General features: G+C 59.8%; 12 protein-coding genes. 9 read left to right on the top strand and 3 right to left on the bottom strand.

Annotated features, from left to right (window positions below; genetic code table 11):
- Positions 1-142: 142 nt before the first annotated feature.
- Together ACP7BE_RS13155 and ACP7BE_RS13150 are read right to left on the bottom strand one after the other, a co-directional pair.
- The gene (locus tag ACP7BE_RS13155) at positions 143-907 is read right to left on the bottom strand and encodes a TOBE domain-containing protein (protein WP_094999906.1); all 765 of its coding nucleotides are present in this window, start codon (positions 905-907) and stop codon (positions 143-145) included.
- Between the two features lie 57 nt (positions 908-964).
- Positions 965-1,705, bottom strand: coding sequence for a ComF family protein (locus ACP7BE_RS13150; protein ID WP_130872142.1), 741 nt, complete (start codon positions 1,703-1,705; stop codon positions 965-967).
- 87 nt (positions 1,706-1,792) lie between these two features.
- Here ACP7BE_RS13150 and bioB point away from each other — a divergent pair, with 87 nt between their 5' ends.
- The 7 genes from bioB (at position 1,793) to ACP7BE_RS13115 (ending at position 10,465) form a co-directional block, all read left to right on the top strand.
- The gene (gene bioB / locus ACP7BE_RS13145; RefSeq protein WP_094999908.1) at positions 1,793-2,848 is read left to right on the top strand and encodes a biotin synthase BioB; all 1,056 of its coding nucleotides are present in this window, start codon (positions 1,793-1,795) and stop codon (positions 2,846-2,848) included.
- A gap of 134 nt (positions 2,849-2,982) precedes the next feature.
- Positions 2,983-4,155, top strand: coding sequence for an 8-amino-7-oxononanoate synthase (gene bioF, locus ACP7BE_RS13140; RefSeq protein WP_095019486.1), 1,173 nt, complete (start codon positions 2,983-2,985; stop codon positions 4,153-4,155).
- Entirely contained in the window at positions 4,148-4,879 is a 732-nt protein-coding gene (locus tag ACP7BE_RS13135) for an alpha/beta fold hydrolase (RefSeq protein ID WP_094999910.1), read from the top strand. The genes bioF and ACP7BE_RS13135 overlap by 8 nt, the downstream gene beginning before the upstream one ends.
- Positions 4,872-5,684 carry a malonyl-ACP O-methyltransferase BioC gene (gene bioC / locus ACP7BE_RS13130; RefSeq protein ID WP_095019487.1) on the top strand — a complete coding sequence of 271 codons (813 nt, stop codon included), beginning with the start codon at positions 4,872-4,874 and terminating at the stop codon, positions 5,682-5,684. The genes ACP7BE_RS13135 and bioC overlap by 8 nt, the downstream gene beginning before the upstream one ends.
- Complete coding sequence (gene bioD, locus ACP7BE_RS13125) at positions 5,681-6,361, top strand: dethiobiotin synthase (protein WP_094999912.1); 681 nt, start codon at positions 5,681-5,683, stop codon at positions 6,359-6,361. Before bioC ends, bioD begins: the two co-directional genes overlap by 4 nt.
- Positions 6,362-6,626: 265 nt before the next feature.
- Positions 6,627-8,432, top strand: coding sequence for a phenylacyl-CoA dehydrogenase (locus ACP7BE_RS13120; RefSeq protein ID WP_094999913.1), 1,806 nt, complete (start codon positions 6,627-6,629; stop codon positions 8,430-8,432).
- Between the two features lie 254 nt (positions 8,433-8,686).
- Positions 8,687-10,465, top strand: coding sequence for an acyl-CoA dehydrogenase C-terminal domain-containing protein (locus tag ACP7BE_RS13115; RefSeq protein ID WP_094999914.1), 1,779 nt, complete (start codon positions 8,687-8,689; stop codon positions 10,463-10,465).
- Positions 10,466-10,725: 260 nt separating this feature from the next.
- Here ACP7BE_RS13115 and ACP7BE_RS13110 read toward each other — a convergent pair whose 3' ends face one another.
- Positions 10,726-11,625, bottom strand: coding sequence for a LysR family transcriptional regulator (locus tag ACP7BE_RS13110; RefSeq protein WP_094999915.1), 900 nt, complete (start codon positions 11,623-11,625; stop codon positions 10,726-10,728).
- Between the two features lie 217 nt (positions 11,626-11,842).
- Here ACP7BE_RS13110 and ACP7BE_RS13105 point away from each other — a divergent pair, with 217 nt between their 5' ends.
- Positions 11,843-13,126 (top strand): aspartate aminotransferase family protein, encoded by a 1,284-nt coding sequence (locus ACP7BE_RS13105; protein ID WP_095019489.1) that lies wholly within the window; start codon positions 11,843-11,845, stop codon positions 13,124-13,126.
- Between the two features lie 185 nt (positions 13,127-13,311).
- A complete protein-coding gene (locus ACP7BE_RS13100; protein WP_004419451.1) occupies positions 13,312-13,470 on the top strand; it encodes a YqaE/Pmp3 family membrane protein in 159 nt (52 codons plus the stop codon).
- The last annotated feature ends 4 nt before the right edge of the window (positions 13,471-13,474 follow it).

The raw sequence follows: 13,474 nt of genomic DNA, 5'->3' as shown, positions 1-13,474 counted from the left end.
CAGCGGGTATGACAGGGATGTTTCAGTTTTTGTTTGAAAAGCCCCTCTCCCATAGGGAGAGGGGACTGGTTTAGGGGGGGGTGAAGGCGCATGCGGTCAGCTCCCTCTCCCTCCTGGAGAAGGGTGGGGTGAGGGCAGCGGTTTAGAGCGCTGTGCCCAGCAACACCAGCGTCGGCGCAAACTGCACCTGTGCCGTACTGCCCACGGCCAGTCCAAGTGTTTCAAGGTGTTGCGGTTCGGTCAGCGCACACAGCGTCTGGCCGCCAGGCAGGCTGATACGCACTTCACTGGGGCCGTCGGCGATGTGCAGAATCTGTTGGATCTGCCCGTGCAGGTGATTGTGTTCGGGGCTGGGCACTTGTGCGACGTCGATCAACTGCAGCCAGCCCGCTTTGATCAGCGCCACCGCCGGGCTATTGATCGCCAGTTCCAGGTGCTGGGTGCTGTCGTGGGTGATTTGCGCCTGCAAGGTCAGGCCACCGGGCAACTCAAGGTCAATCAGATCGTTGTGACCATGCCTGTGGATGGCAATCACGGTACCGTGCAACTGGTTACGGGCGCTGGTACGCAACATCAGGCGGCCGAGCAGGTCGAGATCCCGGGCGTCTTCGGCGGCGTCCAGCACCTGAGCCTGTAACGCCTGCAAGCGCTGATAAAGGCGCAGCACCCGCTCACCGGCCACGGACAACCGGGCGCCGCCTCCGCCCTTGCCGCCAATGCTGCGCTGCACCAAGGGGGTTTGCGCCAGGTTGTTCAGCTCATCGATGGCATCCCACGCAGCCTTGTAGCTGATGCCCGCACTTTTGGCGGCAGCCGTGATCGAGCCCTGCTCGGCGATGTGTTGCAACAGGGCAATACGTTGCGGGCGGTGGACAATATGCTGGGCAAGCAGGGCAGGCAGGTGCATGAAGGCAGGTTCGCAAGACGGGGAGTGCCCGAAAAGTGCCTGCTCCACGGGGAGACGTCAAGCAAGCCCATCGGGTTTTGGCGTGCGCGCCAGGCAATACACATCGACCCGCCGCGCCCCACCCTTGAGCAACAGGCGCGCCAGGCTTTCTGCCGTGGCGCCGGTGGTCAGCACGTCATCGATCAGGGCCAGATGCAAGCCATTCACCTGCACCCCTGGCGCGAGGCTGAATGCGTGGCGCAGGTTGCGTTTGCGGGTTTTGGCGTCCAGATCCTGTTGCGCAGCGGTGTTCCGCGAACGCAGCAGCCAGTGCGGCTGGCAGGGGATGCACAACTGCTTGCCGAGCCAATCCCCCAGCATCCCGGCCTGGTTATAGCCACGCTCACGCAAGCGTTTGGTGGACAGGGGTACCGGCAGCAGGGCGTCAGGTCGAGGTTCACCCATGTTGAAGCTATCAAGCAGTGATTGCCCAAGAATTTCGGCCAAAAGGCGGCCGTAGGGCCATTTGCTGTGGTGCTTGAAGCGCACGATCAGGCTGTCGATCGGAAAGCCATACACCCAAGGAGCATGAACTCGTTCGAAGGCGGGTGGCTGTCTGATGCAATGGCCGCAAACCAGCCCCGCCATGGGCAGCGGCAAAGCGCAGCGCTGGCAACGGTCACCCAGCCAGGGCAGTTCCAGTTCGCAGGCGACGCACAGGGCCTGCTCTGTACGGGCGCGCTCGTCACACAACAAACATGACTGGTTGTTTATTAACCAATTGTAAACCAATCGAATCCATAGTGGTTGACAGTTCATGTCACATCCTTAAACATGCCGATATCCGTGCCGTGCCTGGGTTTTTTGCCTCGGGTTCTAGTCAAAGCATAAACAAGAGAAACGCCGATGAGCGCCAGCAGCCTTGCCAACTTGCGACATGATTGGTCATTAGCCGAAGTCCGGGCGATGTTCACCCAGCCTTTCAACGACCTGCTTTTCGAGGCGCAGACCGTTCACCGCAAGCATTTCAATGCCAACCGGGTTCAAGTTTCGACGCTGTTATCGATCAAGACCGGGGCCTGCCCGGAAGATTGCAAATATTGTCCGCAGTCGGGCCACTACAACACCGGCCTGGCCAAAGAGAAGCTGATGCAGGTGCAGAAGGTGCTTGAAGAAGCACAGCGGGCCAAGGACATCGGTGCCACCCGTTTTTGCATGGGCGCAGCCTGGAAGCACCCTTCGGCCAAAGACATGCCCTACGTGCTGGAAATGGTCAAAGGGGTGAAGGCCATGGGCCTGGAAACCTGCATGACCCTGGGCAAGCTAGATCAGGAGCAGACCGCTGCACTGGCCCATGCCGGTCTTGACTACTACAACCACAACCTCGACACCTCGCCCGAGTTCTACACCAGCATCATCACCACGCGGACTTACAGCGAACGCCTGCAAACCCTGAGTTACGTGCGCGACAGCGGGATGAAAATCTGCTCCGGCGGCATCCTGGGCATGGGCGAGTCGCTGGACGACCGCGCCAACCTGCTGATCCAGCTGGCCAATCTGCCTGAGCACCCGGAATCGGTGCCCATCAACATGCTGGTGAAAGTGGCCGGCACACCGATGGAGAACGCCGAAGACATCGACCCCTTTGATTTCATCCGCATGCTGGCAGTAGCGCGAATCATGATGCCTCTGAGCCATGTACGCCTGTCCGCAGGTCGTGAGGCAATGAACGAGCAAATGCAGGCGCTGGCGTTCTTTGCCGGGGCCAACTCTATCTTTTACGGCGACAAACTGCTGACCACGGCCAACCCGCAGGCAGACAAGGACATGCGGCTGTTCAGCCGTTTGGGCATTCTGCCGGAGGAGGGTAAAGATCACGCCGACGAGGTGCATCAGGCGGCGATAGAGCACGCGCTTAGGGATCAGAAGTCCAGCGAGCAGTTCTATAACGCTGTGGTTTAACCACCGTGCAGGCCTGTAGTCGTTGCCGCAGGCTGCGATAAGGTCCGCAGGACCTTCGCTTTCAATACCGAAGCCGGGGCCGCTTCGCTGCCCATCGCAGCCTGCGCCAGCGGCTACAAGGGATTATAGTCAGCATGTCATTCGATCTACGCTCCCGGCTGGCCGCACGCCGCGCCGATAACCTGTATCGCCAGCGCCCGCTGCTAGAAAGCCCGCAAGGGCCGCAGGTGGTGGTCGATGGCAAGCCTCTGCTCGCCTTCTGCAATAACGACTACCTGGGCCTGGCCAGTCACCCGCAAGTGATTGAAGCCTGGCAAGCGGGAGCATCGCGCTGGGGCGTAGGCGGCGGTGCGTCGCATCTGGTCATCGGTCACAGCACCCCGCACCACGCACTGGAGGAGGCCCTGGCCGAGTTCACCGGTCGCCCGCGTGCGCTGCTGTTCAGTAACGGATACATGGCCAACATGGGAGCCGTCACCGCGTTGGTCGGGCAAGGCGATACGGTGCTGGAAGACCGCCTCAACCATGCCTCCCTGCTGGATGCCGGTTTGTTGAGCGGGGCGCGCTTCAACCGCTACCTGCATAACGATGCAAGTAGCCTTGCCAAGCGTCTGGAAAAAGCCAGCGGCAGTACGCTGGTGGTCACCGATGGCGTATTCAGCATGGACGGCGATCTGGCCGACCTCCCCGCTCTGGCCCGTGAAACCAGGGCCAAGGGTGCCTGGTTGATGGTAGACGATGCCCACGGTTTTGGTCCGTTGGGCGCCAATGGCGGCGGGATTGCCGAACATTTTGGCCTGAGTGCTGACGATGTGCCGGTACTGGTCGGAACGCTGGGCAAGGCATTTGGCACCAGCGGTGCATTTGTCGCGGGCAGCGAAGAACTGATCGAAAGCCTGATCCAGTTCGCCCGACCTTACATCTACACCACCAGCCAGCCTCCGGCGCTGGCCTGTGCGACGCTCAAAAGCCTTGAGCTGCTGCGCACCGAGCATTGGCGCCGTGAGCATTTGAACAAGTTGATTGCTCAGTTTCGCCTTGGTGCCGAGCAAATTGGCCTGCAGTTGATGGACAGCTTTACGCCGATCCAGCCGATCATGATCGGTGACAGTGGCCAAGCCATTCGCCTGTCGCAGAGGCTGCGCGAACGCGGCTTGCTGGTGACTGCAATTCGCCCGCCCACTGTCCCCGCAGGCAGCGCCCGTTTGCGCGTGACACTGTCGGCCGCCCACACAGAAGCACAGGTACAGCTATTGTTAACGGCACTCGACGACTGTTGGCGTACGTTGGAGCCTGCTCATGCGTGATCGTTTGATTTTGCTGCCGGGCTGGGGCCTGGGGGTTTCACCTCTGGAGCCTCTGGCCGAGGCCTTGCGCGGGCTGGACGAGCACTTGCGGGTCGAAATCGAACCGCTACCGGTGCTGCTGTCCACCGCTCTTGACGACTGGCTCGATGAACTCGACGCGACCCTGCCCGACAACGTCTGGCTGGGTGGATGGTCGCTGGGCGGGATGCTTGCCAGCGAGCTGGCTGCGCGTCGCGGCGATCGCTGCTGCGGGCTGGTTACCTTGGCCAGCAACCCGAGCTTTGTCAGTCGCGCGGATTGGCCAGGCGCCATGCCTGTCTCCACGTTCGAGCCGTTCCTGAGCGGTTTTGGTGATGCGCCGAATACCACGCTCAAACGTTTTTGCCTGCTCTGCAGCCAGGGCTCGGATGAGCCGCGGGCGCTTGCCAGCCTGCTGCTGGCCGGCGCACCCAATGCTCAGCCCGATGCCTTGTCGGCCGGCCTTGAATTGCTCGGCAGGCTGGATACGCGGGCAGCCTTGCAGCGTTTCAACGGGCCGCAATTGCACCTGTTCGCGGGGCTTGATGCGCTGGTTCCGGAGCAGGCGGCAAGTGATGTGCTGGCGCTGTTACCCGATGTCGAAGTGGGTCTGATTGAACAGGCCTGTCATGCATTTTTACTGGAAGCCCCGCACGAACTGGCGGCGGCGATTCAGGCTTTTTTACACGAGTCGGGCGATGAATGATTTGAGTATTGCGATGCTTGCGGCCAGCTTGCCGAACAAGCGTCAAGTGGCTGTCTCGTTTTCCCGTGCGGCCGCCAGTTACGACAGCGTCGCCCAATTGCAGCGTGACGTTGGCCATGAGCTGATGGCCCGTTTACCGCAGGATTTGAGCCCGCAGCGCTGGCTGGATCTGGGCAGTGGCACAGGTTATTTCAGCCGCGTGCTGGGTCAGCGCTTTACCCATAGTCAGGGGGTGGCACTGGATATCGCCCAAGGCATGCTGGCGTATGCCCGGCCTTTGGGCGGGGCACAGCATTTTATCGCTGGCGATGCCGAAAGCCTGCCGCTGCAAGCAAACAGTTGTGATCTGATTTTCTCCAGCCTGGCGCTGCAATGGTGTGCTGATTTTCGCGCGGTGCTGAATGAGGCCCAGCGTGTGCTCAAACCTGGTGGGGTCCTGGCCTTCACCAGTTTGTGCGTGGGCACCTTGAATGAGCTGCGTGATAGCTGGCGGGCAGTCGACGGCCAGGCTCACGTCAATCGTTTTCGTGAGTTCACGGCCTATCAGCAGCTTTGCGCCGACAGCGGTCTGCAGGTGCTCGGCTTGCAGAATCAGCCGCATGTGCTGCACTACCCGCAAGTACGCCAGCTGACCCATGAGCTTAAAGCGCTCGGTGCACATAATCTCAACCCGGGACGTCCTGAGGGGCTGACCGGCAGGGCGCGGGTTCAGGGGCTGGTTGGCGCCTACGAGCAGTTTCGTCAGCCGCTGGGGTTACCGGCGACTTATCAGGTGGTCTACGGCATTCTGGAGAAAGCGCGATGAGCCCAGCGTACTTCATCACCGGTACGGACACAGATGTAGGCAAAACCACGGTGGCGGCAGGTTTTCTGTATGCCGCGCGCACGGCCGGGCTGAGTACGGCCGCGGGCAAGCCGGTTGCCTCGGGTTGTGAAGTCACTCCCCAGGGATTGCGCAATGCTGACGCACTGGCATTGATGGCCGAGAGCTCGATCAAGTTGAGTTATGACGAGGTCAACCCGGTGGCGTTCGAGCCGGCCATCGCCCCGCATATCGCGGCGCGTGAAGCCGGGGTGGTACTGACGGTGCGCTCGCTGCTGGAGCCGATGCAGCACATTCTGGGTCAAAAGGCCGACTTCACCCTGATTGAAGGCGCCGGCGGCTGGCGCGTGCCGTTGTCCGGTCAGGACAGTTTGTCGGAGTTGGCACAGGCGCTGGACCTGCCGGTAATCCTGGTGGTGGGCGTGCGTCTGGGCTGTATCAGCCATGCACTGTTGACCGCCGAGGCGATTGCCCGTGATGGCCTGCAGCTGGCTGGCTGGGTCGCCAATATCATTGGCCCGAAAACCTCACGCCTGGAAGAAAACCTCGCCACCCTGGCGGAGCGATTGCCCGCGCCTTGCCTTGGGCGTGTGCCTAAACTCAAATCAGCGTCGGCGCAGTCCGTGGCTGAATACCTGCAACTGGATTTGCTGGACTGATACACCGCTTGAATCTGTGGGAGCGGGCTTGCTCGCGATGGCCTCGCCTCGGTCTGCCTGACTGTCCGAACCGGCTGTATTGCGAGCAAGCCCACCCCAAAAATATCCCCTCCCTTGATCAGACAAATCCGACCCAAGACGAACGGCGGCTTCGCGCTGCTTGACAATAAATAGGCGTAAACGTATGTTTCAAACACCTGTTTGACCGCCATAACAAATCCACGCGGTTGTTCATCCCCGGTTTCATCAGCAGAGGTTTATCGCTATGCCTGACTACAAGGCCCCCTTGCGTGATATTCGCTTCGTTCGTGACGAACTGCTCGGTTACGAAGCGCACTATCAGAGCCTGCCGGCTTGCCAGGACGCCACTCCAGATATGGTTGACGCCATTCTTGAAGAAGGCGCCAAGTTTTGTGAGCAGGTGCTGGCACCTCTGAACCGCGTGGGTGACATCGAAGGCTGCACCTGGAGCGAAACCGGGGTTAAAACCCCTACAGGCTTCAAAGAAGCCTACAAACAATTCGTTGAAGGCGGCTGGCCGAGCCTGGCTCACGACGTAGAGCACGGTGGTCAAGGCCTGCCGGAATCGCTGGGTCTGGCCGTGAGCGAAATGGTCGGTGCAGCCAACTGGTCGTGGGGCATGTACCCTGGCCTGTCCCATGGTGCGATGAACACCATCTCCGAGCACGGCACCCCCGAGCAGCAAGAGACCTACCTGACCAAGCTGGTGACCGGCGAATGGACCGGCACCATGTGCCTGACCGAATCGCACTGCGGTACTGACCTGGGCCTGCTGCGCACCAAGGCTGAACCTCAGGCTGACGGTTCCTACAAAATTTCCGGCACCAAGATCTTTATCTCGGCCGGTGAACACGATATGGCCGATAACATCGTGCACATCGTGCTGGCTCGCCTGCCGGATGCACCGGCTGGCACCAAAGGCATTTCGCTGTTTATCGTGCCCAAGTTCAACGCCAACGCCGATGGCAGCATCGGTGAGCGCAACGCCGTGTCCTGTGGCTCGCTTGAGCACAAAATGGGCATTCATGGTAACGCCACCTGCGTGATGAACTTCGACGGCGCCACCGGCTACCTGATCGGCCCGCCGAACAAAGGCCTGAACTGCATGTTCACCTTTATGAACACCGCACGTCTGGGCACCGCGCTGCAAGGCCTGTCCCACGCTGAAATCGCCTTCCAGGGCGGCCTGAAATACGCTCGTGACCGTCTGCAGATGCGTTCGTTGACCGGCCCGAAGGCGCCTGAAAAGGCGGCTGACCCGATCATCGTTCACCCGGACGTACGTCGCATGCTGTTGACCACCAAGGCATTCGCCGAAGGCAACCGTGCGATGGTGTACTTCACCGCCAAGCAAGTCGACATCGTCAAATACGGCGTTGATGAAGAAGAGAAGAAGAAAGCTGACGCACTGCTGGCCTTCATGACACCGATCGCCAAAGCCTTTATGACTGAAGTCGGTTTTGAGTCCGCCAACCACGGCGTGCAAATCTACGGCGGCCACGGCTTTATCGCCGAGTGGGGCATGGAGCAGAACGTTCGCGACAGCCGCATTTCGATGCTGTACGAAGGCACCACCGGCATCCAGGCACTCGACCTGCTGGGCCGTAAAGTGCTGATGACCCAGGGCGAGGCGCTCAAGGGCTTCACCAAGATCGTGCACAAGTTCTGCCAGAGCAACGAAGGCAACGACGTACTCAACGAGTTCGTCACGCCACTGGCTGCGCTGAACAAGGAATGGGGCGAGCTGACCATGAAGGTCGGTATGGCCGCGATGAAAGACCGTGAAGAAGTGGGTGCGGCCTCGGTCGACTACCTGATGTATTCCGGTTATGCCTGCCTGGCCTACTTCTGGGCTGACATGGCGCGCCTGGCAGCTGAAAAGCTGGCGGCCGGCACGTCCGAAGAAGCGTTCTACAAAGCCAAGCTGCAAACGGCCCGCTTCTACTTCCAGCGCATCCTGCCGCGCACCCGCGCGCACGTTGCCACCATGCTGTCGGGCGCTGCCAACCTGATGGACATGAAAGAAGAAGACTTCGACCTGGGCTACTAAGCCTCGGCGGGTCATCTTGCAAAGCCGCTTCTCCTTTTGGGGGAGGCGGCTTTTTTAGTTTTGGTGCGCCTTAACTTTCTGTGGGAGCGAGCCTGCTCGCGAAAGCCCTCGCGAGCAGGCTCGCTCCCACATCAGATATGCTCTCGACCAAAACATATACATTAGTCACAGCATGACCCTATGTATCGCTATCGTCGTTAAGCTAGACTGGGTCCTACATTAATAATCGCCGTTTACAGATTACGAGGTTTGCCATGGCTGACTACAAAGCGCCCCTGCGCGATATGCGCTTCGTCCTCAATGAAGTCTTTGAGGTCGCCAAGCTCTGGGCGCAATTGCCTGCGTTGGCAGAGACCGTAGATGCTGAAACGGTTGAAGCCATTCTCGAAGAAGCGGGTAAGGTCACCGCGAAAAGCATCGCGCCGCTGAGCCGCAGTGGTGATGAGGAAGGCTGCCACTGGGACAATGGTGCAGTGACCACCCCGGCCGGTTTTGTCGATGCCTATCGCACCTACGCCGAAGGCGGTTGGGTGGGAGTGGGCGGCGACCCGCAGTTCGGCGGCATGGGCATGCCCAAGGCTGTGTCGGCCCAGGTCGAAGAGATGATCAACTCCTCCAGCCTGTCGTTCGGCCTGTACCCGATGTTGACCGCCGGCGCCTGTGTGTCGATCAACGCGCACGCCAGCGAAGCATTGAAAACGACCTATTTGCCGAATATGTACTCGGGTGTGTGGGCGGGTTCCATGTGTTTGACCGAGCCCCATGCGGGTACTGATCTGGGGATTATTCGGACAAAAGCCGAGCCTCAGGTTGATGGTTCCTACAAAGTCAGCGGCACCAAGATTTTCATCACCGGTGGTGAGCACGACCTGACCGAAAACATTATCCATCTGGTACTGGCCAAATTGCCGGACGCGCCTGCGGGGCCTAAAGGCATCTCGCTGTTTCTGGTGCCCAAGTTCATGGTCAATGCTGATGGCAGCCTGGGTGAGCGCAACCCGGTGACCTGCGGCTCTATCGAGCACAAGATGGGTATTCAGGCTTCGGCCACCTGTGTGATGAACTTCGATGAAGCTGTCGGCTACCTGGTGGGAGAGCCCAACCGTGGCTTGGCCGCCATGTTCACCATGATGAACTATGAGCGTCTGGGGGTTGGCATCCAGGGCCTGGCTTCGGGTGAGCGTTCGTATCAGAACGCCGTGGAATATGCCCGCGATCGCTTGCAGGGGCGCGCTGCAACAGGCGCAGTGGCCAAGGATAAAGTGGCGGACCCGATCATCGTTCACGCCGACGTCCGACGCATGCTGCTGACCATGAAGGCCTCGAACGAAGGCGGTCGGGCCTTCTCTACTTATGTTGCCAACCAGCTGGATATCGCCAAGTTCAGTGAAGACCCGGCAGCCCGTGAGCGCGCCGATGGCCTGGTGGCCTTGCTGACCCCGGTGGCCAAGGCCTTCCTGACCGATCTGGGCCTGGAAACCACCGTGCATGGCCAACAGGTGTTCGGCGGCCACGGCTATATTCGCGAGTGGGGCCAGGAGCAGTTGGTGCGTGATGTGCGCATCACGCAAATCTACGAAGGCACCAACGGTATCCAGGCGCTGGATCTGGTGGGGCGCAAGATCGTTGGCAACCACGGGGCTTACTACCGCCAGTTTGCTGATGAAATCCGTCAGTTCATCGCCACCGCCAACAGCGACCTGAACGAGTTTACCCAGCCACTGGCGGCGGCTTTGGACACACTTGACCAGTTGACAGCCTGGGTACTGGACCGTTCGCAAAACAACCCGAACGAGATCGGCGCAGCCTCCGTTGAGTACCTGCAGGTTTTTGGTTACACAACGTATGCGTACATGTGGGCGTTGATGGCCAGGGCCGCGTTGGGTAAAGAGGCCGATGAAGCCTTCTATGCCAGCAAGCTGGGCACGGCACGCTTCTATTTCGCCCGTTTGCTGCCGCGTATCCACTCGCTGAGCGCGTCGGTCAAGGCGGGCAGCGAGTCGCTTTACCTGCTGGACGAAGCACACTTTTAACCTGTTTAGTGTTTTGTAAGCATTTGCTTACATTACATGCTGACAATCTCCCATATCGGCAGATTGGATCCAGGGGTAATCTACTTTCCATGGACGTAGAGCAGGAAGCTCAAAGCAACAACACGGACACGTAGGATTCTGCCAGGATGGCGGAGTGAAAAGGATGTCAGGGAAACAGTCTGCAAAACCCCGCCTCGGCGGGGTTTTCTTTTTTGTGCGTCAGAATTTTCTCGATTTCCCAGCTCCCACAAGGTGGTCAGCTACAAAGCCCCTTCATCGCCCTGCATCACATCTTCAAGCAACGTGCGCAACAGTCCCAAAGTGGCTTGCTGGCGTTGCACATCGCGACACACCAGCCCGACTTGCAGCGGCACCCGTGGCTCGCTCAGCGGCTTCCACAGCAGCGCCTTGTCATCGTGCTGATGGCGCGAGCGCCCCGGCAAGACTGTGGCCAGCTTGCTATGGGGCAGGCTGTCGAGGATCCCCGCCATGGTGTTGAGCTCGGCCTGCACCTGCGGGCGACGGCCCAGATTGGCAAGCTGGGCTTGCCAGATCTGGCGCACCTGAAACTCCTCCCCCAGCAGCAACATCGGCAGCTCTGCCGCCTGGCTCAAGGACACTTTCTTGAATTCGCGCAACGGATGATCCGCCGGGATCACCAGTTGCAGTTCGTCTTCGTAAAGCATCATGGCGTGCAGCCCAGGCTGGCGTGGCGGCAGGTAACTGATGCCAATGTCGAGTGAACCATTCAGCAGGCGCCGTTCGATCTCTATGCCCGTGAGCTCGTAGATCTGTACCACCAAATGGGGTTGGGCCTGACGTACACGCTCCAGCATCTGCGGCACCAGGCTGGTATGCACAGTTTGCAATACACCGATGGCAATGGTGCGCAGGGCCTGGCCCTGAAAGTTGTGCAGAGCCTCTTTGGCCCGCTGCAATCCGTCGAGCAAGGGCAGCGCGTGGTTGTACAGCGTGTGTGCTGCCAAAGTAGGCAGCAGGCGCTTGCTGCTGCGCTCGAACAGGCTCACATCAAGGTTGTGTTCGAGCTGACGGATCTGCTGGGAGAGGGCTGGCTGCGAGATGCAAAGCCGCTCGGCGGCACGGCCCACATGGCCTTCTTCATAGACCGCGACGAAATAACGCAGTTGCTTGAAATCCATAAGTAATACTTATCGAAAATGCTTAAAAAACGAAATGGCTCAACGGCCTGCCGGCGCCTAGTCTACGCCCATTCCACAAGGCTCATCGAGCCAGAGATGCTGATAGGCAACGGCGTTTTACATAGGCAGGACAATAAACCCGAGCAGAGGTTTACCTTTCCCATGAAGCGTCGGCGGTTGCAAATCGAATCTGTTTATGGTCACAAGGTCCGCGTGCATGAACCTGTTTAACCTGCGTCGCCATTCCCCCAGCCTCGAAGAAATGGCCGCCCACTCTGCGCCATCCAAAGCTGGCAACCACCCGTCCCGAGACTGCCTGATGCCCTGCGTTGAGCGTGAAGCCCAAGTGTTTGTGCGCGGCCAGGGCTCATGGATGTGGGACAGCGACAGCCGTGCGTATCTGGATTTTACCCAGGGCAGTGCGGCCAACAGCCTGGGCCACAGCCCGGCGGTGCTGGTCAAGGCAATGACCGAGCAGGCGCAATCGTTGCTAAACCCGGGTGCAGGTTTTTTAAACCGCGGGATGTTGAACCTGGCGCAGCGCTTGTGTGAAAGCACCGGTAGTGATCAGGTGCATTTGCTCAACACCGGCGCTGAGGCCAATGAAGGTGCGATCAAGCTGGCGCGTAAATGGGGCCAGCTGCATCGCGGTGGCGCCCATCGGATCATCACGGCCAGCCGCAGCTGCCACGGTCGCAGCTTCGGCGCGATGTCGGCTTCGGGCGGCGCTTCTGTGGATAACCGCTTCGAGCCGCAGTTGCCGGGTTTTATCAATGTGCCGTTCAACGATTTGCCGGCGCTGCATGCGGCAGTCGATGCGCAGACCGTGGCCATAATGCTGGAGCCGGTACAAAGCGAAGCCGGGGTGATTCCTGCGACTGAGCACTACCTCAAGGGTGTTGAGCGCTTGTGTCGCGAGCTGGGCATTTTGCTGATCCTGGATGAAGTGCAGACCGGCGTGGGGCGTTGCGGCACCTTGCTGGCAGAACAGAATTACGCCATTCGCGCCGACATCATTACGTTAGGCAAGGGCCTGGGCGGCGGTGTACCAGTGGCCGCATTGCTGGCTCGGGGCAAGGCCTGTTGCCTGGAGCCCGGCGAGCTGGGCGGTACCCATCATGGCAATGCCTTGATGAGCGCAGCGGGGTTGGCGGTGCTGGATACCGTGCTGGACAAGGGCTTTCTGCAGCAGGTTCGCGACGCGGGGCAACACCTGCGCGAGGGGCTGGGCAGGTTGGCAAATAGTTATGCACAGGGCGAATTACGCGGCCAGGGTCTGCTTTGGGGTCTGACCTTGTCGGATAACTCGGCAGACGCTGTGGTCAAGGCGGCGTTGTATGAGGGCTTGCTGATCAGCGCCCCGCAGCCCGACTGCCTGCGTTTTACCCCGGCCCTGTGTGTGAGCAAGGGCAATATCGATGAAATGCTGCTGCGTCTGGCCCGGGCGTTTTCCCGGGTTCGAACGGCGCAATTGCAGTGCCGTCGCGGGGTTGCCGTCTGATTGCAGCCGTTACACAGAATTTAAAGAACCGTCTCGCGGTATAACGCATCGCCCCGTGCCTGATTTCTTCGGTACGGGGCGTTTTTTTTGTCTGTGGATAAGTTCAGTCTGAACCTTTGGCTTGCGCCTGGAGTCGATTAGAAGCAGGGCCATTTCTGGCCCGCCACTATCAGGGAGCTGCGCATATGGATCTTATTAAAATCATCTTTGCCATTCTGCTTCCACCGCTGGGTGTGTTTATGCAGGTGGGTTTTGCCGGTGCGTTCTGGCTGAATATTCTGCTGACCCTGTGCGGCTATATCCCGGGCATCGTGCATGCGGTGTGGATTATCGCCAAGCGGTAAACAG

This window comes from Pseudomonas sp. TWR1-1-3, from assembly GCF_049896805.1.
Lineage (GTDB): Bacteria > Pseudomonadota > Gammaproteobacteria > Pseudomonadales > Pseudomonadaceae > Aquipseudomonas > Aquipseudomonas bubulae.
The sequence above is the reverse complement of the archived record's forward strand: the minus strand, read 5'-3'. Positions and strand labels throughout refer to the sequence as shown.